General features: G+C 47.4%; 11 protein-coding genes. 3 read left to right on the forward strand and 8 right to left on the reverse strand.

Annotated features, from left to right (window positions below; all coding sequences use genetic code 11):
- Position 1: 1 nt before the first annotated feature.
- The 4 genes from STSP1_RS03910 to STSP1_RS03925 all read right to left on the reverse strand — a co-directional run bounded on the left by STSP1_RS03910 (position 2) and on the right by STSP1_RS03925 (position 14,767).
- On the reverse strand, positions 2-1,150 hold the full coding sequence (locus STSP1_RS03910) for a 1-deoxy-D-xylulose-5-phosphate reductoisomerase (RefSeq protein WP_085755096.1): 1,149 nt from the start codon (positions 1,148-1,150) through the stop codon (positions 2-4).
- A 6-nt stretch (positions 1,151-1,156) separates the two neighbouring features.
- Positions 1,157-2,215: a cell envelope integrity TolA family protein gene (locus tag STSP1_RS03915; RefSeq protein ID WP_085755097.1), complete on the reverse strand. Its 1,059-nt coding sequence runs from the start codon at positions 2,213-2,215 to the stop codon at positions 1,157-1,159.
- A gap of 86 nt (positions 2,216-2,301) precedes the next feature.
- Positions 2,302-11,118, reverse strand: a complete 8,817-nt coding sequence (locus STSP1_RS03920) for a M6 family metalloprotease domain-containing protein (RefSeq protein WP_085755098.1) — start codon at positions 11,116-11,118, stop codon at positions 2,302-2,304.
- 97 nt (positions 11,119-11,215) lie between these two features.
- Positions 11,216-14,767, reverse strand: coding sequence for a hypothetical protein (locus tag STSP1_RS03925; protein ID WP_085755099.1), 3,552 nt, complete (start codon positions 14,765-14,767; stop codon positions 11,216-11,218).
- A 266-nt stretch (positions 14,768-15,033) separates the two neighbouring features.
- Here STSP1_RS03925 and tsaB point away from each other — a divergent pair, with 266 nt between their 5' ends.
- The gene (gene tsaB / locus STSP1_RS03930; RefSeq protein WP_123806973.1) at positions 15,034-15,747 is read left to right on the forward strand and encodes a tRNA (adenosine(37)-N6)-threonylcarbamoyltransferase complex dimerization subunit type 1 TsaB; all 714 of its coding nucleotides are present in this window, start codon (positions 15,034-15,036) and stop codon (positions 15,745-15,747) included.
- A 187-nt stretch (positions 15,748-15,934) separates the two neighbouring features.
- On the opposite strand, the gene STSP1_RS03935 is transcribed toward tsaB, so the two are convergent.
- Positions 15,935-16,774 (reverse strand): type II secretion system protein, encoded by an 840-nt coding sequence (locus STSP1_RS03935; protein ID WP_085755101.1) that lies wholly within the window; start codon positions 16,772-16,774, stop codon positions 15,935-15,937.
- Positions 16,775-17,121: 347 nt separating this feature from the next.
- Between STSP1_RS03935 and STSP1_RS03940 the strand changes: the two genes are divergently transcribed.
- Together STSP1_RS03940 and STSP1_RS03945 are read left to right on the forward strand one after the other, a co-directional pair.
- On the forward strand, positions 17,122-18,555 hold the full coding sequence (locus STSP1_RS03940; protein WP_085755102.1) for a sulfatase family protein: 1,434 nt from the start codon (positions 17,122-17,124) through the stop codon (positions 18,553-18,555).
- Positions 18,556-18,588: 33 nt separating this feature from the next.
- Entirely contained in the window at positions 18,589-20,241 is a 1,653-nt protein-coding gene (locus tag STSP1_RS03945) for an arylsulfatase (RefSeq protein WP_085755103.1), read from the forward strand.
- Positions 20,242-20,434: 193 nt separating this feature from the next.
- Here the strand turns inward: STSP1_RS03945 and STSP1_RS03950 are convergent, their stop codons facing one another.
- The 3 genes from STSP1_RS03950 to STSP1_RS03960 form a co-directional block, all read right to left on the reverse strand.
- Complete coding sequence (locus STSP1_RS03950) at positions 20,435-21,202, reverse strand: hypothetical protein (protein ID WP_085755104.1); 768 nt, start codon at positions 21,200-21,202, stop codon at positions 20,435-20,437.
- Between the two features lie 212 nt (positions 21,203-21,414).
- On the reverse strand, positions 21,415-22,623 hold the full coding sequence (gene argJ / locus STSP1_RS03955; RefSeq protein WP_085755105.1) for a bifunctional glutamate N-acetyltransferase/amino-acid acetyltransferase ArgJ: 1,209 nt from the start codon (positions 22,621-22,623) through the stop codon (positions 21,415-21,417).
- A gap of 21 nt (positions 22,624-22,644) precedes the next feature.
- Complete coding sequence (locus STSP1_RS03960) at positions 22,645-23,637, reverse strand: DUF748 domain-containing protein (protein WP_085755106.1); 993 nt, start codon at positions 23,635-23,637, stop codon at positions 22,645-22,647.

Genomic DNA, 23,637 nt, shown 5'->3' on the forward strand with positions numbered 1-23,637 from the left:
TTTATTTCTTCAAACTGTAAACATACCTGCGGGTTTCACTGTCAGCGGCGATAATATTTTCCGCTGTAACCTCGCCGGATGAAGGACAGTTGTTAATTGCTTTTTCTACAAATTCCATAATTTCAATAAAAGAGATCCTGCGATTTAAAAACAGCGAAACCGCTGCCTCGTTTGCCGCATTAAAAACGGCAGGCTTCAGCCCGCCTTCTGCGGACACATCATAACATAATCTCATTGCGGGAAAAAGTTCGCAATCCGGTGATTTAAAAGTAAGAGTTTGATAATCCGCTAAATTTACCGATTTGCAAGCCCCGCTTACTCTTTCCGGATAAGTAAGTGCATATTGTATGGGCAGTTTCATATCGGGTTCTGAAATCTGTGCGATCACCGAACCATCGACAAACTCCACCATCGAATGCACAAGTGCTTCCGGATGAACCAGCACATCTATCCTATCTGCGGGAATATCAAAAAGCCACCGTGCCTCAAGCACCTCAAGCGCCTTGTTCATCATAGTTGCAGAATCCACAGTAATCTTTCGTCCCATATTCCAGCGTGGATGCTGGAGGGCCTGCTCATATTTTACTGCCTCAATCTGCTGGAGGGTGTATTCGTGAAACGGGCCGCCTGAAGAGGTTAAAACCAGCTTAGAGACTTCCTTCTGATTCCCGCTCCTCAAACACTGAGCGAGAGCAGAATGCTCTGAATCAACAGGAAGGAGCTCAGCGCCATATTGTTTTGCAGTTTTTGTTACAATACTGCCCGCTGCGGCGAGGGGCTCTTTGTTTGCAACAGCAACCCTCTTGCCGGCTTTTGCAGCAGCCATAACTGCGTTGAGCCCAGCAAACCCCACCACTGCCACCAGCACAATATCAGCTTCGGGCAGTGAAGCAAAATGCTCAAGGCATTCGCTTCCGCTGGATACGCTGGTGCTGCGTTTAGCAGTATCACTCAAAGAGCTGTAACCTTCTTCAGATACAATACCGGCATATAGCGGCTTAAACTTTTGTATCTGAGTTTCCAGCAGATCGCTGTTTTTATTTGCGGCCAGCGCAAGTACCTCAAAATCATCGCCTAAGGCTTCAATGACATTCAGTGCGCTGGTTCCTATAGACCCGGTAGAACCGAGAATAACAACACGCTTTGGCATAATTTATCAGCCGCTGATTAGACCCATCCGCTTGGAAACCTGCTTCTTCCAACTGCAAGCGTTGATCTGAGCAAATATAGTCAGAACAAAAACCAGCAGCCAGAGGCCGGCGTATCTGAGCGAACCAATTATTACGTCTATCCAGTTTAGGCTGGAGATTTTTTCAAATATATCAATATCTCTGGGCAAGTACATAGCTCCTGCGATATAAAGCTCGCTGAAAGGAATCTGCCAAGGGAAGAAAAATACGACTGCCGCACCTGCAAAAAGAACCGAGCTGGTAATCTTTGCCATTCCGCCAAGATTTGCAGAAACAGAAACACAGGTGCTCATCATACAGCTCATCGCAAAAAAGATCAGTGAGAAGAATACAACACCGTTAGAAAGATTTAGGACAACCTCCGCTTTCTTAAAACCGAGCTGCCAAGCAGGCTTAGGTGCTTCCTGCTCGCCCTTCATCTGATCCTCAGAGCTCAGCTCTTCAGGAAGACTGCCTTCAATCTCCATCTCGCTTGTTTCAGCCGCTTTCTCAACGGCCTCTTCTTCAATACTGTCTGTAGTCTGGCCGGATTCAAGCTTATCGAGCTGTTCAACAGCCTCTGCTGCCTGAGAATCTATCTCTTCTGCTGCCTTATCTATTTCACCGGAAAGGTCTTCTGCCTGCTTTTCGGCTGTTTCTTCCGCATTCTTCTGAGCATCGGCTTCATCTTCAGCAGCCTTTTTCTCGGGAGAGCCGGAGTCTTTGATGTTCTTATCTTCAGGCATTTCTTCTGCCTTGGTGTCCTTATTTTGATCGGATGCCTTGCTGTTCTCCTGAGGCTGATCAGGGGTTTTCTCTTCAGGAAGCGCGCAGCTCCCGGCTCCGCATGACATCTGCTTGCTTGAGCAATTGAAGGTGTAGTTTGCGGCCGAGCCGCTGATACGCCCCATAAATGATAAAATCATTATCGCAAGGGTGCACAACAGCCCCGCTATTGCCAGCACAAAGAAAAAGTTCCTTGCTCCATTTAATATGTTTACCGTTTCAATGGCATCGACTTTGTTATCTACATTATTGGCGCTCATAATCAACTCTCTTTTAATCTAAAGCCATTATAATGATAAAAAAGGCCTCCCGCCCATTGGAAGGAGGCCTTTAAAAACGCTGTATTTTACAGACCAGTTCCGCCTTCGTCGGTTCCGCCTGTTGTATCATCTGTGTTGTCGGTATTGTCGGTGTTATCAGTATCGTCAGCATTGTCATCTTCTTGGTCGTCTGGATTTATCACCAGCTGATCCCTCTCAACATCATCAAGGTTGAGCTCTATGCCGAAGCTTCTGATAATCACTATCTGTTCCTGTTCGTCGAGAGTGTAGGTATTGCCTTCAGCATCGCCGCAAATTACTTTCCAGCGACTCGTAGTTCCGGTAGGCCCTATCGGGACTGTCCAAGTAACAGTGCCGCCTTGGTCGCCTTCGTCTGCAAACGCAGCTTCACCTTTCATATTCTCGATTTCTTCTGCAATCAAATCTGCATTTTCCTGCGGGTCGAGGCGTTCACCGCTGCTGTCAAACATTATGATACCGCCCGGAATAAGCTTCGGACTGCTCAAGCTGCTGTTTGTCAGGCAGATGAACTGATACCATACAGGCTGAGATATATCAATCGAATCTGTTAAAGCGGTGATAGTGTGATATACATAATCATCCCATATCAGGTATTCGCCCTCAACTATATCAGCGCCTATTATGTAGCTCAGAGGAGCCGGCGGCTCGGTATCAATTATGTTTTCAATGCTTGCAAATGCAGAGGCCTCATCAGACCATTCTCCGAGGTTGAAGTTTCTGGAGAGGTCTCTTGTGCGTACTCTGTAAGTATAGAGCTCACCAACCGGCAGGTCAGTATCGATGTATTCAGGCTCTTCGATCCAGCCGCTGTCGTGTCCGTTGCCGCTTGTGCATTCGAAGTAGTATTCAACGCCGTTTTCGTCTGTCGCTTCAACAGCTACCATCTTGATATCTGCCATACCGCCTGCTACGTTCACTACGTGCGGGCTGAGAAGCATACCGGTCTCTGAGAGAGCCCATTTAGACTTATAGATATTTTCAGCATTCAGATCGGTAATCGGAGGCGTAGAATCGTCGCCTGCAACTGTCCTGCCCGCGAGAGACCACTTGGTTTCATTGCCCTGAGCATCTCTTGCCCTGCAGCGGTATGAATATTCATCCCCTACGTTGAGGCCGGTATCGAGGAACTCTCTTGATGTGTCCCAGTCCCTTGCAATCTTCGTTTCTGGGTATGTCATCTGGAACTGATACTCTACAGAGCCGATGCAGTTGTCTGTCGTAAGGCTTGCAACCATACGAATCTCGCCAACGCCTGAGCCGTTTGATATAGGCTTGGTTTCCCAAGTCATTCTGCGCGGCTGGTCTTCAGTAAAGTCCTGTTCTACGAGATCTCCGTTCTCCCCATAAAGAGGCTGCGGAGCCACAGAGTCCACCTCGCTGAGGTTTGCCATTGCCGTTCTGTCGAGAGTGTTCACAATGCCGTCTTCGTTCAGGTCGCGTCCGTGGCACCAGTATGGAGCGTAGCAGTCGTCGAGCCAGTATTCCGCCATAGACTCTACAGCCTCAAACTGACTTATCACGCCGTCGAAATTGAAATCGCCCTCAAGGCCTTCTGTTGTTGGAAGGACATAGTGGTAGCCGATATCAACGCGGTCAGTATCAAGCTCGTTGTCGGTGGTTGTGGTATGCCTGTAGATATCATAATCCCTTGCATTGCCTGCACCCTTATCGAAACAGGGGCTCTCAGGCTTGTTCGGGTCTATTGCTATAGATTTCTTATTCAGATAATACACGCCTTCCTGCGCCCAGACAGGGTCGCCGACGATATTATTCGCTGCCGGATCCCATCTGTCGAAATCTGCGTTGTAGTTTATCTTTGAGCTTCCGTTGGTGTAAACAGGGCTGCCGTATTTGATATGCGGCTGGCCGTCTTCAACACGGAATACAAGACGCCCCATTGCATTGCTGTTTCTTGAACGTGCGATAAGAGCAGTTGTGCTGTTATCGAGGAAGGAGCTTGGCTGTCCGCTTCCGCTGAGTTCGTAGAAATTGCCCGGGGTTCCGGTTCCATCAGAGAAACCTACCACTGCGGAATTTCCGCCGAGTCCGTCGGTTCCGTTCTGGTCGTCGCCGGTCTCCCATTCGATCTGGTCGTAGTTGAATTCGATATCGAAATCGTTCTCGCCGCGGTCGCTTCTGTCTATTAAAACAACCTGGAACTTGTTCACTTTATCCAGATGGGATTCATAATACCCCACTTCATTCCATGTTACTGCAAACACCTTAGTGTCGATGTAGGAGCCGTCTTCAGTAATCACGCGTGCTGTTCCGCGGGCAGCTTTGGCAGTATTGCCTCTGCTGGTATCAACATCTGCATGGAAAGGCGCTATTACCGGCGTGCCCAAGTCGCTGCTGAGAAGATAATTTTGTATCTCAGAGAGAGCCTGCCAGAAAGACAGGCAGCCGTTTTCATTAACGAACACGCTATTTGTAGTCTGCTCGTAGAAGTTTACAGTGAAGCCCATCTCTATCAGCGAGGAAGAGAAGTCGTTGCCGTATTCTTCTGGATCGAAATCGTACAGGTCAGTCTCGGATTCGAGAAGGATTTCCTGATCAGAGATGCTGTATGAAGATTCCGCAGGATTTCTAACAGGCCTTACAGCTTCAATTCCCATATCTATCGGAGCCTGCTCCACGTTGCCTTCTTCAATAAGGCTGTACCTTATATCCGCTGTGGAAGGCTCTCCTTCATTCACCTCATTAACCGCAATCTGAGCGCCGTTAGAGCTGAGGTTGCCATGGAAAATGCTGTTTATAGCTGAAACGTAGCTGTCGTTGGTGGCAAGAATTCCGCCGCCCTTACCGGTTGAGCTTGTAACTACATTATCAGCCAGTGTGCAGTTTATAAGCTGCGGGTCTGAGTATTTGCTGGAGCACAATCCGCCGCCGCCGAATGCGGAGTAGTTGTTATTCATCAGCACATTACGCAGATATGTTGATCTGTATTCTGTAGTCTCTAACACATCAGTTAGCGTTTTGCCTGAGATATACATACCGCCGCCGAAGCCGCCGCTGACATTCTCGCTGAGCTGGCAGTCAACAATCTGGTTCTTGCTGGTAAACAATGCCAAGGCCCCGCCGAGACCTGCCCTGCTGTATTCTCCAATATCTACCGGATCTAATACATTCCCTTCGTCATCAGTATAAGTGGTTCTTATATCAGTAATAAACAGATTGGCAGTATTTTCAGTGAAATTGTTTCGAATAAATGCACTGAAACCTGCAGAATGAGACACTGTCTCATTGAGTTTCGGCCCCCAAGGATCACCTGTGATCGGGTCTTCATTCTGGTCAACAGCAAAATTCCATCTGTAAACCTCGTACTGATTACCCTGATCGTCGGTATAAACCAAAGGCCCGATACCCGGGAAAAGCGGGTCTTCAGACAGGAATTCATATCTGCTTTGAGACCCTCCGGTACTCGTTACAGCACCGCCCACAGATGAGATGTTGCCTGTAAATATGCAGTCTTCGACAATGAGATTTTCTATCTGATCGGTTTCGTTGTTGATAACGCCGATATTATCCACGCAAATCGCACCGCCGACTACCGCTTCATTGCCTTCAAACCGGCAATTACGGAACACAGGCAGAGAATTTCTGTTTGCATAAACAGCACCGCCGTAGCTCATATAGCTGTTATCGTCTTCGATTTCTCCGCCGTCGGGGTGAGTGGTTGGAATTTCGTAGTTTGCGATATTATCCCTGAACAGGCAGTTTTCAAACAGCGGCTCACTCCTTGCATCGCAGAATACAGCTCCGCCGAATGAAGGGACTCTCCAATGGTGTTCAGGGCTTGCCGCTGTACCGCCTCGAATGCCGCTTGAACCGCTCTGTGAATTATTTTCTATAAACTCGCAGGATATAAACTCAGGCCTTGCGCCGATACCAATGTATGCAGCGCCGCCTCGTCCGCCATAGCTGGCTTTCGGCTCTATTGAAGAGAAGTTTCCATAGATAGCATGGCCGTATGAGTTATAGTAAGAATATGTCAAAAATTGTTCGTCTACCGGTGCAGGGTAATCCTCTCCGCCAAGAACATCTATTTCTTCAATCCCATCATCCCCGGCAATCTGATAAGTTTCATAAAAGACGCCGCGTTTATGGAAAGGCAGAACAAATCTTGGGAAACCTACATTTCCTGCTCCATAAATATCATCGTCATCATAACCGAATGCTGGATTTTCTGGAGAATCCCACATTCCGCCGTATCCGGCAATACCTGAGCCGTTTCCGCCATGTCCGCCTTGGATTTCACAGCCCTCGAAGGTGCAGTTTACGAATCTCGGTTCGCAGAAATCGCTTATAGTAAGGGCTCCGCCGAGCGTATATCCGGGCCAGCCGCCTTCACCGAAATTAGAATCATCAGACGCGCCATTACTGCCGTTTGCGACATCGAAAGTTGCATTTATGAAATTGCAGTTCTCTATAGTCGGAGATGCAGTAATCCATTTGCCTTCTTCCGGTCCCTGGGTTAATACGGGGTAGTAGCTGTTGCCGTAAGACTGCCATTCGTAGTCCGGGATAAAGAGAGAGCAGAATCTCATAATAGACCCGCCCCCAGGTGTTCCGTTATCACCATTAAAGAAGGGGTTCTCAGGCGTTTTACCATTGTAGTTTGTTACTGTACTGTATGTCTGACCGGTATGGTCGAAGGTCATATTTCTTATGATGGTATTCCTGCCTACATCCCAGAAAACCCAGCGTCCGTCTCTAATTGAAACATCATCCGGATTGCCCGTAGCACCTTCAATAACCACCGGCCTGTCAATATTTATATTCCATCCCGTATCGGGATATGTGTTATCATCCCAAGCATATTCGCCCGGCATAACCTGAACCACATCACCATCTTCAAAGCTCGGATTGGTGATTATGTTTCTGAGTGAATCAGAGAAGCTGCTGTCCGCCTGCATACCAACCGTCCAGACGTTCGGCTGATAGAATTCTACTTCCACAACCTGCTGCTGTTCTCTCACGGTTACCTGATTTGTCAGGCTCAGTGAGGCGTCGTTGTCTGTGCCTGTCCACTGAACTTTATGCTCAGATTCGGCCGGCTCGGCTCTCAAATCTACCACTTCGCCTTTTGCGTATTCTTTAACCGGCTTAAGCTCGCCGTCCTGATAGACCGTACCGTTTCCGCTCTTAACGTAAACAGTGAGCTCTACTCTCTGCTTAACCAGTTCAGCGAAGAAATCCCTGTGCTGATCGATAGTCATAACAATCTTGTAGGGCTCACCGCCAACCTCGTTATCAACATACATCGGCTGGCCGTTTTCATCGTAGAATGCATAGAAATCGGAATTCGGGTCTCCGTCTCCAAGGATTTCCGTCATCTGCTCGCCGTCTTCATCGAGCCATTTTTCGAACATATATGCGCTGTCTGCCGTTACTTCAAGGACTACCTGCTGGAAAGGCTTCACGTTGAAGTTGTTTGGATCGGCAGGGTCGAAATCGTAAACGTATTCCTGACCTGAGGGATTATCAGACTGGATAAAGTTTCCAGCCGCCTCGCCGCCTTCTTCCGGCGAAACATTGATAGACACCCTGAAAGCGCCGTCATAAACCTGATTCGGATCGGTGTAGTGGTATCCGATATCAACCATTTTATTGCCATCAGCAGCATTGTCCGTTCTTGTAGATAAACTGCCAATATCGTAGTCTGATGGTTCGCCGTAGCCTGCATCCACGCAAGGGCTTGTAGCTGAGCTGCCCCAGTCTGCGGCTAACCTGTTGTACTGATCGAGAATCTGCCCTGCGCCTTCATTGCTCAGGTAGTGTTCTCCGAGATAGCCCTCAACATACATAGGATCATCATCCATATTCCCTTTTGAATCGCGCATAGCCGGAGAGTTTAGCTGAGAGGCTCCAATATATCCCACTACGTTTTCATCCCAGTAATCAGCTCCGTTTTTGAAGAAGAGATTGTTCCTGAGCTTCACATCAATGCCGGCAGCAGCTTCATAAACTGCGTAGCCCGGAGTGTTGGAGAAAATATTGTTGTAGAAGAGGCTCTCTTCAGCAGCGCCCGTGAGGTATATCGCTCCGCCTGCCACGAGGCCGTCGTTATTATCAAATGTACAGTTTATTACAGAATTCTGTGCATGGGGAGAATCGAAATATACAGCTCCGCCGTACCAGTTTGAGGTGCAGTCGTAAAGGAGGTTGTTTATAAATTCAATCGAACAGTCTGAGCTGTATAATGCACCGCCGTAGATATTTACGCTGTTTGATGCAAACTCAGAATCTCTTATTATGCTGTTATCATCTACCGACTCAAGGCAGATGCTTCCTCCGTTGAATCTGGCTTCGTTCTCTTCAAACATGCAAGCAGATAATTCGACATATCCGTCTTTCAGGAAAACTGCACCTGCATCGGTCTTGGAAGTATTTCCTGTAAATTCTGTGTTCTCTGCTATTACAGAAGACTGGCCTTCGCCGTAAATGCACGAACCGCCTTCTCCCCTGCCGATGTTGCCGGAGAACTGGCAATCACTAAGCTCTACGTTACCATCTCTCAGGACAATTGCATTTGAATTATCTGAAAAATCATTGTATTCGATTGAGGGGGCTAACAGAGGGTCCCCTGTTTCCGGATCTAAAGTGAACTGGCCTGTATCATCCAGCACCTCTTTAGGTGCCCCAGTTCCATGGTTGTCAAATGAACAGTTTTCAAATGAAACCAGCGAATTACCTGAAACTTCAATCGCTGAATAAGGATGACCTTTAAATCCAAAATCTTCAAATCTCACCTGCTCACCCTGTGAAACGGTAAGAGAAGGTATTTCATTAGGGTCATCAACCATATCAGGATCGTAGTCCATATAGTCAATATTGAAAGCTACGCTTGTAGGCTCTACAGGTACGGACTCGTAATCATCCATATAATCCTGCCAGTCATCATCGTTCGGGTCGTTTGGATCTGCTGCTTCAGCATATACAGAGAGGCTCTTGCCTACCGTATCAAGGAATTCATAATATTCAAATCCGTCTGCAACATAGATATCATCTCCGCTTTGAGCAGCTTCAAATGCTTCCTGAATAGTCTTAAATCTTTCAACCTCATTGGCCATATCAGTTGGGTCTGCGCCGCTGGGGCGAACTATCCTCGCATATTTAGGAGATATTTCAGCATAGAAAGTAACCTCTCCATCAGGCTCTGATATTTCATAAAGGCTCAAGCCTGAGGGTTCGCCGTTCCACCACACTGAATTTGGCTGGACATTCTGCTCAGCAAAAAATTTCGGGAATTGCGGAGCGCCGAATAAATCAGTTCCATCACCCTGACCAATCCCCTTTTCGAGATCAAATCTTCCGTCGGCCTGCTCAAGGGAAACATGATAATGCTTATCCGGAGTCATATGCTCCTGATCGTTAGCACCATATCCGCCCTTGCCTTCATCAACATGCCATACAGCAAGGCCGCTGTCTGCAGCAGAGCCTTTTCTGCCGGAATTGATAATATTTTCAATAACGAAGAACTCTTCAAGATTTTCTTCGTTCATAAATACAAAGATATTGCCCTGATAATCTTCAAATGTTTCCCAGTCTTCTTCCGGGGCTTCTGTGGCCTGCATCTCACTGCCTAATGCTGTATGCAGATGCCCCTCACTTTTATTTGTGAGGTACTGGGGTATTTCCCAGCCGCTGAGCCAGCGGAAATAACCGTTAATTGCCATTGGATTGGCCCCGTTACCGCCGTATGAACCGCCGGCCATAAGCCCGTAGGAGCCTATTCCGCTGGATTCATATCCGTAATCATACAGATCAGGATAACCGCAAAGCATATGGCCGTTCTCATGGCAGAACGTACCAATTTCCATAGCAGGGTCTTCTGTCGTGCCCATATCGGTTATTTCGTAAACATCGAATGTAGCGCCGTCTATTGTTACAGTTTCTCCTCCGCCAGCACTCAAATTCCACTTGTGCGGCCAGAGCCCTGCTCCCCATTCGTTGGGTCTGTTGCCGGCGTACATAATATTCAAAGCCTGAACTTCTTCTGTAGTTGGGTCTATTGTAAGCGTGGAAACATCAATCTGGTCTGAAAGGCCGTTTAGAGCCTCTCTAATAAGCCCTCTGGCGCTGCCCGGCCCGTTGTTGTAGTAAGAAAAATCGTTTTCAGCAGTATAATAACCTACCACCTGATTTGTGTAGGTGAGTTTTCCGTTTGAAACGCCGTAATAATAATCTCTGACAGAGCCGTTATTCCCGTCTGCGCCGTAGCCGACCATATTACAGAAATTTTCAACGCATCTCTGCTCGCCTTCGCCAAGTTCTTCCGCTGAGACTGGTATATCACCGGTAATATCGGAGAATTCCACAACAATAGTAAGCCCTTCTATTTCGCCTGTAACTGGCCTGTAATATTTGGGCTCGAATGTTTCAGGATCGTAAGGCAGCTGCTGGACTGACTCTTTCTGAAGCCCCTGCTCAGCGGGGATCATATATTGGTCGGCCTCGTATTTATCAATCTGATTCAGACGGATTTTCCTTATAACGTCTGATTTTATATCAAGACTTTCAGGGAAAACCCCGTTATTGTTCGCAGCGGCCGTACTGTTCCGGAATTCCGTAAGAGAGGTATCTGTAGGTTCGTTAGGATTGTATCTGACATCAAGAGGTTTGAGCTCTGTGCCGTCCTGACTGATATCCGCATAAACCAGCATACCATCTTCGTCGTTAGTCAGGGTGTATCCGTCAAGGCTCTCAAACCGGCCGTAGAATTCGTCGCCGTATCCTCTAACCTTGACTACGCTGCCGTCGGGCTGGCGAACCTTGAAAACGCCTCCATTATACGGAGCTGCAAAAACAGCCGCTGAGACAAACATTACAACCATTAACGAAAATATTCGCTTAACCATATATATATCCTGCTGATATCTTATCGTTATAATTCGAAATATAACCTCGGCGCAAAGCCGTCCGAGCGCCGAGGCATTACTAAAATCCGCTTATGCTTTAGAAATTGCTTTCCATCGCATCCACGGCTTCTTTTTCCTGTTCGTCCCTTAGGATAATTGAAGGCTTAACAAGTATGAGCAAAATGCTCTGGTCTTTAACCTTGCCCCTGTTTTCAAACAGCGGTCCTACGAACGGCATTTTGCTCAGTACAGGTACGCCGCTCTCAGCGGTTTGCTGTCCGGTAAGCTTCTGTCCGCCAATGAGCAGAGTTCCGCCGTCCGGTACAGTTACCCTTGTACCGATTCTTGCCTCTTCCCTTACAGGGAGCTGGATAGGATATTCCTGTGTACCAGTTCCAGTATCTGATGGTACTGTATAAGTATCGAAGTTGGTCTTTAGATACTGGGTCTGTATTCCTAGAATGACATATTTCTTATCTGCAGTGATTGTTGGTGTAACAGTGAGATTAACACCATCACGTATCCTGTCGATTTCTGGGTCTGCTATTGTTCTCACAAGGGGGTTATCGCCTGTAGTAGAGAGGTCTTCAAATTCGTAATCGCTCACGAAGCTTGTTTCCTTGCCCACTCTGATACTTGCCCGCTCGCCGTTGAGCACTGCTACTCTCGGAGCATTCAGGCTCTTTGCATCTTTATGCGCCTGAGTGGCCTCTATCAGGAAGCTCACCTGAAGATCGTCCATAACATAGCTTCCGTTCATAGAAGATGCAATAGCACCTGCCAGAGAACCGGGAACACCAGTATCAGAAGGAGACCCGCCTGATTTGTGAGATTGGGTAAAGGCGATCTCGTTCCAGTTTGAATCGTCCGGATTGATAACCATATCCAGATCTATACCGATCTGCTCAAGGAAGTTCTCGGTTACGGTGAGGAATCTTGCCTCAATAGCAACCTGCTCGCCGAGAGTAAGGCGGAGCTCGTCTATAAGCTCTTTGATTTTCTCGTGGTGCTCAAGTGTCTGGCGAATAACCAGAACATTATTCTGGAAGGTTGTTATTGTTCCGTCGCCGCCGGCATCATACCAGCTTTCCGGTGCAACCGTTTCCTGAATCAGATTGACAATAGACTGCGCACGTGTGGAAGCTCTCTGAGTCAAAGACTCACGGGTATCTTCCTGCTGGTCATCGTCGTCGGATTCGTAGTCATCTCCTCCGCCGCCGCCACCGCCGGCAGTTCTTCCTTCGCTCTGGCCGTAGTTGGAAACATCCATCTCAAAGCTGAAGTTTGCTGTTTCGCCAAGGAGCTCACGAACATCGTAGCGTTTTGTAACCATCTTATCGGGCAGAGAGCCCATAGTTGCAATCTGGATGATGCCGTCCTTAACTACATAGCTAAGCTCTGCAAGCCCGCCTGCAACTGAATCAAGCAGGAGTTCTAAGGCTGTTTTTACCTTAACCGGAGCGGGGATTGTAATGTTTATCGGGGTGGTCTGGTCTATGAATGCATTTTCATCCAAATCTCTCCAGAGAACGATAATCGTAAGCGGGGGATTTGTGGAATTTCTGAGCACCTCAAGGGCCTCGCCGAACGGCATATCTTCATAAAACGCCGAGAGGTCAACCTTCTGTTCGAGGAGCCTGTAAACATCAAGGTTCTCCTTGCTCATTCCGTCGCTCTCACGCTGCTCACGCTTTTTAACGATTTCCTTCCAGTTTGATGGGAAAGTCATATCATCCGCATAGGGGATTGAAGCCTCGTCGGCCTTTATAAGCGTTTCGATCTCTTCTCTGTGCATCTTATTCTGCACTTCAATCTGCTTGCGCCATGAGATTGTCTGCTCTAATGTCTGTTTCTGGAGCAGTGCCATGCTGTTGAGCGGATCGATAGCGAGAAGGGCTTCAAGCTGAGCGAGAGCCTCTTCATAACGCTGCTCTCTCTGAAAGGCCATAGCATTTTCCATATAGTCTTTCACCGCCTGCTGACGCTGACGCTCCATATCCCTGCGGATCTCTTTCTCAAGCTCTTCAGTCTGCTCACGTTCAACTTTTGCAGCCTCGATCCTCGCCTCCTGCTGGAGGTTGTCGATCTTTGCGCTGAGAGAATCAAGACGTGTTTTATATTCGGTGTACAGCTCATCGCCAAGGAGCATCTTGGTTTTTTCGATATTCGAATAGGCCACAGAAAGAGCCTCTCTCGCCTTGGCGAATTCCTCATCGCTGAGATACTGATTCGCTTTTGTAACCGCATCATTAACTATTGCACGGGTATAATCCCTCTGACGGTTCCTCTTTTCACTGAGAACCCTCAGGTAGCTGTCTTCCTTGGCCTCTGGAGACTTCTGCTGCTCAGCAGATTTCGCTTCAGCGCTTATATCAGGCTTGTCCTGCATTTTCTGCTGAGCTTTCTCGTCCTGCTGTTTGTCCGCTGTTTCAGCTTGCTTTTCCGCTTCGTCCTTCTGGGCTTCAGCCTTTCTTGCCTCTTCAATTCTGGCAAGGAAAGCACTGCTGTCTTTACCCCAGTATTTCGGGTTGAATTCGCTGTTTTTCACGAGCTGAAAGCCCTCTTCAGCGGCATCAAAATTGCCCCCGCGATACTGCTCCACGCTCTCGCGGAAGAGCTTGTTCATAGCATCTTCACGGGCTTTTTGTTCGGCTTCTTTCTTCTCTCTGGCCTTCTTTTCTTCGGCCATTCTGGCTTGCTCTTTTGCCTTTTCGGCTTTTTCCGCCAGCTCTTTGCTCTTTTCGCTTATCTTCTCAAGGAAGTATTCGCTGTCTCTTCCCCAGAAGTTCTTGATATCGTAGCCGCTGTCTGCCACAGCCTCGAAACCGTCTTTTGCGGCTTCGTAGTTACCGGCCTTATACTCTTCCACGCTCTGTTTGAAGAGCTCTGCCGCTTCCTGCTTGGCGTTTCCGGATGCATTATCCTTATCTGCATCCTTATCTGCGGAGGCCTCATCGCTCTGCTTAGAGCTGCCTGACTTCTCTGCATCGCCGCCGGCATCCATAGCCTCTTTGATTTTGGCAATATAATACTCACTGTCTCTTCCGAACCAGTTGGAAACATCAACGCCGCTGCTGCTTACCTGCTGGAAACCCTGCATAGCTTCAGAGAGCTTGCCGTCTTTGTAAAGCGATACGCTTTCATCGAACAGAGCTTCCATCTCCTGCTCTACCTTCTGCATAGACTTTTCAGCAGATTCGAGAACTGATTTAGCCTCTTCCGCCTGAGCCTTGCTGGCATACTCGTTAGAGACAACCTGATTGAGCATCTTGAGCCCCTGGCTGTAGTCTTTGCTGCTGACAGCTTTCTTGCCGTTTTCCAGCATTTCTGAAACACGGCTTCGTGCTTCAATAGCTTGATTAACCTTTTCAAGCATCGAATTAATTCGGCTCTCTTGAGCTTCAGTCATATCTGAAGCATATTCAGACTTGGCTTCAATAAGCCCGTCTTTAGCTGTAGAATACAGGCCTTTGTCGTACTGAGACTGACAAACTTCGATGTACTCGTCAACTGCCTTTGTCAATGCAGCATCATCCTGAGCTGCAAAGCCAACGACAACCGTAGAAGCTAAAGCAATAAGCCCAACGGCCAAAACGGTTCTTAGTAACACCATTCCTTTACGTGCAACAAGTGTCGCTAAATTAGCCACTATTACCTCCGGCAATGTATAAGTATATTAAGTGTCAATTTTATATGCTATTCGATCCGAAAACAAAGTTCCGGAATTAGTCTGCTAAGTTTATAGTTAGGCCTTCAGCTTTGCAAGCCAAAAATACCTTTTGCTGTCAATAATTTGTTTTCATCTGGATTTTTCACCCAATTTAATTTGACATAACGCCTTGAAAGGTGAATATATTCCACATTATCTCGCAACTTTCAAGAAATAATCTGCAAACTCTTTTGAAATATTTGAAAATGGCTGAAATAATTCTGTGTATAGACACATCGGGCAGGGCTGGTTCAGCGGCAATCTGCACAGGCAGAAAGATATTGGGCGAAAAATTTTTTTCCGGCCAGATGAAGCATGCTGCCGAACTTCTGCCTTCAATTCAAAACATACTCGAAGAAGGGAACATCTCAGTAAATGAAATTACCCATTTGGCCGTAACGCAAGGCCCAGGAAGCTACACCGGCCTTAGAATCGGCATCACCGCTGCGAAAATGATTGCTCTTGCAGGCAGGGCTAAACTGATCGGACTGAGCAGTATGGACGCCACCCGAGAAAACTGCGAGAGATACATTGAGCAAAGCGGAGAAAAATTCGACCGCATAGTTCCTGTGCTGGATGCAAAGAGGGGGCAGTTTTTCTCATCAATGTATGAGTTTGAGGATGGACGCTGGGAGAAGAAAATTGAAGACTCTCTTTTCAAGCCCAAACAGATAATAGAAATGGCCGGCGATAAGAAAATCAGGACCGCCCTTCTGGGCGAAGGGCTGAAATACTATTCGAAAAAGTTTGAAGCTGAGGGAAATTTTATTCTTACGCAAGATTTCTGGAATATAAGAGCCTCCTCGCTCTGCAGGCTTGCATGGCCGGAAATCGAAAAGCAAAACTTCCAAGACCCTTCCAGCTTTGCTCCAAAATATTTGCGCCGCTCTGATGCAGAAGAAAACCGTGCCCCTGCTTAGATTCATTGAACCTCTAACTGCAAAACCCGACGCTGACAAGCTGCCTAAAATTCGGCAAAACAGCCAGTCTTCAGCTAATAGTTTCAACGGGGCTAATGAAATTTTTCTGCAGGAATCTGCGCATAGCAAAGCCGCCTGAATCGCTAAAACTCAGACGGCTTATTATTAACTGAAAAAAGTTAATACTTTAGTTTGTAGTATCTTCAATCCATTCTGGCCAGTCAACTTCAGTATCCTCTTCTGAGTAGCGGCCGTGAAGGTCAAACATTCTGTGCCATTTCTGATGGTAAAGCTCTTTGATAGGCAGTTTGCCTACAGAGCCGTCCATAAACAGCAGATTCGTTCCTTTCGGGTGCCTTCTTACAGTGAAGTGGGACATCTCATTTTTATAGTTCATAAACTGCCCGTTCTGTGGGGAGGGCTGAATTGCGGTTTCGCCTGCTTCATAGTGAGGACCGCCGCCACGCCATATTGCATCTGCAAAAAGCGGCACTGTATTTGCCCTGCTTACTCTGCTTATAGCTCTCCAGTGGTACTCAGCTGGTCTTTGCTGAACGTCTTCTGAATCATCAAAGGCCCAGCAGTTCATACCGTAGCTGGCATATTCCTTCTCGTCAAGATCTTCCTCGTCTTCAATATTACCCGGATCTCCCATCCAGTATGCATGCCTGACCCCGTTATAACTTGGATCGTTAGGATTCTCGTTTGGAGCTGGTTCTTCAGCTTCAGGGCATCTGAGGATATCGGTATTAGTTTCCCATTCGTAGCGAAGAGGAACTATCCAAGCACCCCTGAGCCAGCCGATTCCATATCTGTCTTGAACATTCTCCGCACTTGGAAATCTGCCGCCGTATTTATCAGTGTAAACGTTCCATATAACGCCCCACTGCTTCAGACGAGTCTGGCAGACCGTGGACTTGGCCTGTTCTCTGGCTCTGCCCAGAGCCGGCATAAGAACCGCCATGAGAAGAGCGATAATAGAAATTACCACAAGTAATTCAATTAGTGTAAAAGCCTTCTTTTTCATAACTGCCTTCCTATAAATAATAAAACCTTTCTTTTGGCCGCATTGGTTTACAGCCTCATAATTAAAAACTAAAATTTTTACTTAAATTGAGACAGAATCAACCTGTCCGGCTCTTATAAATGTCTCAGATTTAAAATTTTTACAAAATTTTATTTGTTAAAGCTTAAATAAGTTAGAGCTTGTTCTTTTTGATTGTACCATATTTTTGCAAGATTACAAGAAGATAGTTCGTATATGAAAAATATGCCAAAAAAAATAGTGTAAAATTTTGAAAAATCAGATATTTTTATAATAAGAAAGCAATAAAAGCGTAAAAATGTAATAAAATTTTTCTAAGAGGCTTAAAAATGATCAAAAGAAGAGATTTCCTGAAAAAGACAATTCTTGCGGGGGCAGCGGCCGCTGCTGCACCAATGAGCTTCGGGCTCACAGAGAAAAAGCCGAATATCCTTTTTGTGTTCATAGATGATATGGGCTTTGCCGATCCTTCCTGCTTCGGGAACTACAAAATCAAAACCCCCAACATAGACAGGCTCGCATCGGAGGGCACAAAGCTCACCAACTTCTACGTAAACTCCCCGATATGCTCTCCTTCCCGCGTATCTGTAATGACAGGCCAGTACCCGCAGAGATGGAGGATACATTCCTACCTGAATTCACGAAAGATCAACAAAAAACGCGGTATGGCAAATTATCTCTCCACGGAGGCTCCGGTTACCGCGGGCGAGCTGAAACGAGCGGGCTACAACACAGCACATTTCGGCAAATGGCATGTTGGAGGCGGAAGAGACGTTGATGATGCCCCCCTGCCTCAGGAATACGGCTTTGATGAATCACTCGTTTCGTTTGAAGGGCTCGGAGAGAGGCTTTTATTCGAAGACCACGGCCTATCAAGACAAAGCGCAAAGCTCGGCCACGGCAAACTTACTGAAACCCCCAAACATAAAACAACAGAATATTACGTAAATCGTTCTCTGAAATTTATGGAGAAAAGCGTTAAAGCTGAGAGGCCTTTCTACATTGAGCTTTTCCCCAATGATGTTCACGACTGGCACCTGCCTAAAGAGGGCGAGGCCGAGAAGATGGAATCTGTTACGCAGAACCCTTGGGAGCAGGATTTCTTTGCCATACTAAAAGAGATGGATAAACAGCTCGGAAGGGCATTCGATAAAGTTAAGCAGCTCGGAATAGAAGACAACACGCTGATAGTTTTCACAAGCGACAACGGACCGACAGACTGGGGACGCTACTACCGAGACGGCTGGACTCCCCCGGGATCAACAGGGGAATTCTACGGCAGAAAATGGAGCCTCTATGAAGGCGGAATAAGGATGCCGTTTATAGCGAAATGGCAAGGCAAAATCCAGGCAGGCACAATAAACAGCGAGGCAGTATGCGCAGGGATAGATCTTTCGCCGACATTCCTCAATGTTACAGGGGGGAAGGCTTCTGCTGAGAAAGACGGGCAGGATATGATGCCTGCGCTTCTCGGGAAAAATTTCGAGCGTAAAAAGCCAATCTGCTGGCAATATGGAAAACCTTTCGCAACCCTGATGCCCGGGAACAAAGAGTTTATAAGCCCCTCGTTTGCAGTCAGAGACGGCAAATGGAAGCTGCTTATCAATCCGGACGGCTCAAACGCTGAGCTTTTTGACCTGCAGAGCGACATAAAGGAAACCACTAACCTCGCGGCTCAGAAGCCTGATAAGGTTAAAGAGCTCAAGGCTGAGATTAAGAGCTGGGCGAAAGACGTGGGGATTGAAGAAGCCGTAAAATTCTAATACAGGAAACAATTCTTAAAAAGAGGTTTATTTATGCGTAGAAGAGATTTTATCAAGGCATCGTTTGCGGCTTCATTTGCTGCTGCTTCAGGTAGTTTGATTGCCGCTGAAAGCAGAAAGAAGCCCAATATCGTAGTGATTATGGTGGATGATATGGGCTATTCAGATATCGGGTGTTTCGGCAGCGAAATCGAAACCCCGAATCTCGACGGCCTCGCAAAGCAGGGCGTGCGTTTTACAGACTTCCACAACACCGCAAGGTGCTGCCCGTCTCGTGCAAGCATACTCAGCGGGCTCTACCCCCATCAGGCGGGAATGGGGTGGATGTATAAAGACCACGACCTTGAGGGCTATCAGGGACACATCCACAGAAATTGCGTTACGATAGCAGAAGTGCTCAGGCCAGCAGGCTATTTCACCGCAATCACAGGCAAATGGCACGTGGGAAGAGCTATCCCGAGCCAGATACCAACCTCGCGAGGATTCGACCGCTTCTTCGGCTGCCCAACTGGTGCTGGCTTTTTCTACCAGCCGAACAAAGAGGTTTATCTAAATGATAAACTAAAATACAACAGCAAATCGGAAATGCCCGAAGGCTTCTACACCACACACGCATGGGTTGACTACGGGATTCAATTCGCAAAAGAGGCCTTCAAGCAGGATAAACCGTTTTTCTACTACCTCGCCCATAACGCCCCGCACTGGCCATTGCAGGCCCCGAAGGAAACGATCGAGAAATACCGCAAACGCTATCTATGCGGCTGGGACGAGCTGCGCAGGCAGAGATACGAACGTATGAAGCGGATGGGCATTCTCAAAGAGCAGTGGGGGCTTTCTCACGATAAAAGGGAAGACTGGGACAAGCTCAAAAACGCCCGCTACCGCTGGTATAAGCGGGGCATACCTGCGTGGGATGAACTCAGCGAGAAAGAACAGAAAGAGCAGGCCGATATGATGGCCGTTTACGCCGCTATGATCGACGAGATGGATAAGAGCGTGGGGAGGCTGGTGGATTTCCTCAAAGAAAAGGGCGAATATGAGAATACCGTATTTATGTTCCTCTCTGATAACGGGGGATGCGCTGAGGGAAGAGCCGAAGCCCACAACTTCGGCAAGAATACCGGCAGGCTCGGAGGACCAGAGAGCTTTATCAGATGCGGCAGGGCCTGGGCTCACGCTCAGAATACACCCTTCAAGCTTTTCAAACATTACACCCATGAAGGCGGAATCGCTACGCCGCTGATCTTCTCATGGCCGGCTAAAACGAAAAATAAGGCTGGCAAGATCAACCGCACGCCCGGGCATATTATCGATATTATGGCTACGTGCATTGACATAGCTGATGCGGAGTATCCAAAGAAGTTCCACGGCAACGATATCCCGCCTTACGAAGGCAAAAGCCTTCTGCCCGCCGCTCTGCAAGATAAGCCAATCGAAAGAGACGCCATTTTCTGGGAACACGAGGGCAACCGTGCAATCCGCAAGGGGAAATGGAAGCTGGTTTCGTATGTGAAAGAGATACGGAAATTTAAAACTTCAGCGGGCTGGGAGCTTTATGATATGGATAAGGATAAATCCGAAATACACGACCTTGCCCAAAAATATCCTGAGAAGGTAAAAGAGCTGGCGGAACTGTGGGAAAAATGGGCGAGAAGAACGAAAGCTAAACCGTGGCCTTGGGGCTGAGCTTAACTACATAAACTTCATCTTACCTTACTTAAAGGCAGCGGCTTCAGGGCCTCTGCCTTTTATTAATAAAAATGCGGCAAACAAGAAGATATTCTACAAAAGAGGGTTTTGAAGTGCCGGCTGCAAAGAGTGTCTTCCTTTCGGCGGCGTATGCGCTTTCTCAGGGAAACTGCCTGTTAAAGGCATAAAATTAGAAACTTGTTGACAGTCCTACACCTGCGTAGAAGTAGTCCGGATCGTCAGAAGCGTAGAAGCCGTCTGCTTCTCTCATATCACTGTCTAAAAGGGCAACGTATGTAACGTTTGGAGTAAGAGTCCAGTCGCCCATTGCAATCGGCATACCAACATTCGCCTTGAAGTCCTGGAATGCGTCATCATCTGAGCCCCAGTAAACTTCGTTAGACTTATCATTAGTCCAGCCGACTGAAGCAGAGCAGTCAAGCCCTATGCCGTCTGAAAGCTCCATAGACTCGCTCACGCAGCCGCGGATATTCATACCGTCCTGAGCTTCATCAACATCATAGTAAGCCTTGATCATTGGGTTGAGCATCATATCCATGCCCAGCCCTGCATAAACTTCAGTAGTAGCCATCGGCGTACCCATGACATAATTACTATTGTCAATATCAAAGTCAAATCTCTTAGCGCCAATGCAGTACTTCATCATATCGCCGAGCTTGTCGCCGTATTCAATGTAGTAGTCAACCTTGGTAAAGTTGTTTCTCTCTTCGAGATCGTTTGTAATGTCCATATTGCCCCAGATTCCTACTTTTATGTTGTCAATTTTGAAATCCAGGCCAGTCTGCATTACAGACTCATCAGAAATAGCTTTACCGCGCCAAATATACTTGCTTGAATAATCGATTGAGAGATCGCCTTTTATATCAGCGTCGAAAGCCATTGTTACACCTGCCGTGCAGGCAATCATAATCGCTGTGAGAATCATTTTTTTAAGCATCTTAATCACTCCTAAAATGTTTTTTTAACATTCTGAAACCAGCCGGCTATTCCGTCAGCCGGCGGTTTGGAAATCCTGAAAGCACACAGCTAAAAGCTTACTGCGCCAAAAGAAAGACATCCTCTCTGCAGCCTTTATATTTCAGCTTATCTGAAACATTTTTTGTTCCAGCAAAACCCTCTTTAGTTGTTAAAGAACTAGACCTGATCTAATCAGGTGTGGTAATCGGCATTTATTTCGACGTACTTTTTGCTCAAATCGCAACCCCAGCAGAAATCAGAACCGCTTCCTGCTCCAAGGTCTATCAAGATCGTATGCTCTTTTTGAGAAACAATCTCTTCAGCACGTTTCTTATCAAACTTTACCGGCCTGCCGCTGCGGAAAACGGTAAGCCTTCCGAGCCGGCAAGTTATATTATCAACATTAACTTTTGCTCCGCAAGAGCCTATCGCACAAATTATTCTGCCCCAGTTGGGATCTGAGCCGTTTATTGCGCATTTTACCAGATCATAATCCGCTACAGCCCTTGCCGCTTTACGGGCATCTTTCTTTGAAACCGCCCCCGAAACCTCAACTTTGAATATTTTAGTAGCCCCTTCAGCGTCAAGAGCCATCTGTCTGGTAAGATTACGACATACGCTTAGCAGTGTTTCGTAAAATTTTTTATAATCTGGGCTTTTTGGCCTGCTTATTGGTGCGTTTCCGGCCTTTCCGGAAGACAAGAGAAGAGCAGTATCATTTGTGCTTTGATGGCCGTCAACAGTAAGCTTGTTGAGGGACTCACCTGCTGCTTCTCTGAGGGCTTTCTGAAGAAGCCTTTTACTTATGGCAGCATCTGCAGTTAGAAAGCAGAGCGTAGTGGCCATATTGGGGGCTATCATGCCCGCTCCCTTTATCGCACCGGCTATGGTTACTTCTTTGCCTGAGATGCGAACTGTTTCAGTATGCTGCTTGCTAACTGTGTCTGTTGTGAGGATTGCCTCTGCGAAATCTCTGGCCGCCTCTTGAGAATCAGAAAGCAAATCTGCGCAGGTCCTGATCCCTGAGCGTACCTTATCCATAGGCAGCTTCCGGCCAATTACCCCAGTAGAAGCAACAAGCATTGCCCCTTGGTCTGCCTTGAGGGCTTTGCCCGCCTCCCTGCACATACTGCGTGCATCGCTGAGGCCTTTTTTGCCGGTACAGGCGTTTGCAACGCCCGAATTAACCACAACGCCGAAGCATTTGGCGCAGGCGAGATTCTCCCTGCAAACCTCGACAGCAGCCGAGACAACTGCATTTGTCGTAAAAACTCCGGCGGCCTTTGCCCCTTGAGGGCAGCTTATCATTCCAAGGTCTTTGCTGCCCAAATCCTTTATACCCGCCTGAACCCCGGAAGCGAGGAACCCTGCGGGGGCTGTTAATCCTTGTTTTTTCATCATCCCTGACTAATAAACTAAACCCTATTCAGCTTTTTCTTCTTCCTTTTTTTCGCCGCCGAACATACCGCCAATTCCTTCCACTATTTTGCCGGCTTCTTTGCCGATATTCTCACCGGTCTTGGCTGCGCCCTCAATGGCCTTTTTACCACCCTCAACAACGTCTTCTACGGCCTTTTTGCCGCCTTCTGCAGCCTCACCTAATTTCTTGCCGCCTTCACCTGCGATTCCAGAAACAGAGCCGAATACGCCCTGGCCCAGATCACCTAACATCCCTGCTGCGCCTTTGAAAGTGCCGCCGAGAGAATCAAGAACGCCCGAAGGTATTATACCTTTGCCGGCTTCCATTATGGTTTCGGTGATTGTTCCGAAGATAATTTTTGTAAGCTCGGCAAAAGTGAGTTTCTTATCCTTACCCACATCTTCCAACTCGATTCGCGGAAGGGTGAAGGTCATTTTATCCATATCGCCTACAGGAAGGTCTATCAGCTTTACAGTAACCTTTGCGTTTGAAATTATCAGCTTGTCAACAACAACCTGCTTTTTCCCCTTTTCAGCAGGCTTTTCCTCTTCAGGCTTCTTTTCACCTTCAGCAGGCTTAATATTCTCGGTAATAGTCTGGAAGTTGCTCTTGAAGCCCCTGCTCTCGAAATTTATATGAAGCCCGTCGAAATGGAGCTTCTTGATACGCACCTCGTCGCTGAGAAGCGAGCCTGTATCAATGGCTATATCGCCCTGCCCCATCTTCATGGCATAATCGAGCTTATAGCCCTCGGGGTTGTCAACGGTGAGCCCGTTTATCTTCCCCTCGCCTCCCATGAGGCTGAACGTAATCGCATCTATATCAACGCCTACTCCAAGAGCCTTCGTACCAGCCTTTTCCGCTGCTACGGTTGCCGCTCTTTCGCCGAAGAAACTGAACAGTACTGAGATAAGCAAAAACACCACGAGAATTGCAATAAGCACTTTACGCAACAAACTGCTTTTCTTAGCTTTCTTTTTTTCTTTCTCTGCCAT

It is taken from the genome of Sedimentisphaera salicampi (genome assembly GCF_002117005.1).
Lineage (GTDB): Bacteria > Planctomycetota > Phycisphaerae > Sedimentisphaerales > Sedimentisphaeraceae > Sedimentisphaera > Sedimentisphaera salicampi.

Coding starts and splice junctions, on each gene's coding strand:
- STSP1_RS03950 (WP_085755104.1), bottom strand. CDS start 21,202: ATGCTTAAAAAAATGATTCTCACAGCGATTATGATTGCCTGCACGGCA.
- tsaB (WP_123806973.1), top strand. CDS start 15,034: ATGGCTGAAATAATTCTGTGTATAGACACATCGGGCAGGGCTGGTTCA.
- STSP1_RS03920 (WP_085755098.1), bottom strand. CDS start 11,118: ATGGTTAAGCGAATATTTTCGTTAATGGTTGTAATGTTTGTCTCAGCG.
- STSP1_RS03940 (WP_085755102.1), top strand. CDS start 17,122: ATGATCAAAAGAAGAGATTTCCTGAAAAAGACAATTCTTGCGGGGGCA.
- argJ (WP_085755105.1), bottom strand. CDS start 22,623: ATGATGAAAAAACAAGGATTAACAGCCCCCGCAGGGTTCCTCGCTTCC.
- STSP1_RS03935 (WP_085755101.1), bottom strand. CDS start 16,774: ATGAAAAAGAAGGCTTTTACACTAATTGAATTACTTGTGGTAATTTCT.
- STSP1_RS03960 (WP_085755106.1), bottom strand. CDS start 23,637: ATGGCAGAGAAAGAAAAAAAGAAAGCTAAGAAAAGCAGTTTGTTGCGT.
- STSP1_RS03945 (WP_085755103.1), top strand. CDS start 18,589: ATGCGTAGAAGAGATTTTATCAAGGCATCGTTTGCGGCTTCATTTGCT.
- STSP1_RS03910 (WP_085755096.1), bottom strand. CDS start 1,150: ATGCCAAAGCGTGTTGTTATTCTCGGTTCTACCGGGTCTATAGGAACC.
- STSP1_RS03915 (WP_085755097.1), bottom strand. CDS start 2,215: ATGAGCGCCAATAATGTAGATAACAAAGTCGATGCCATTGAAACGGTA.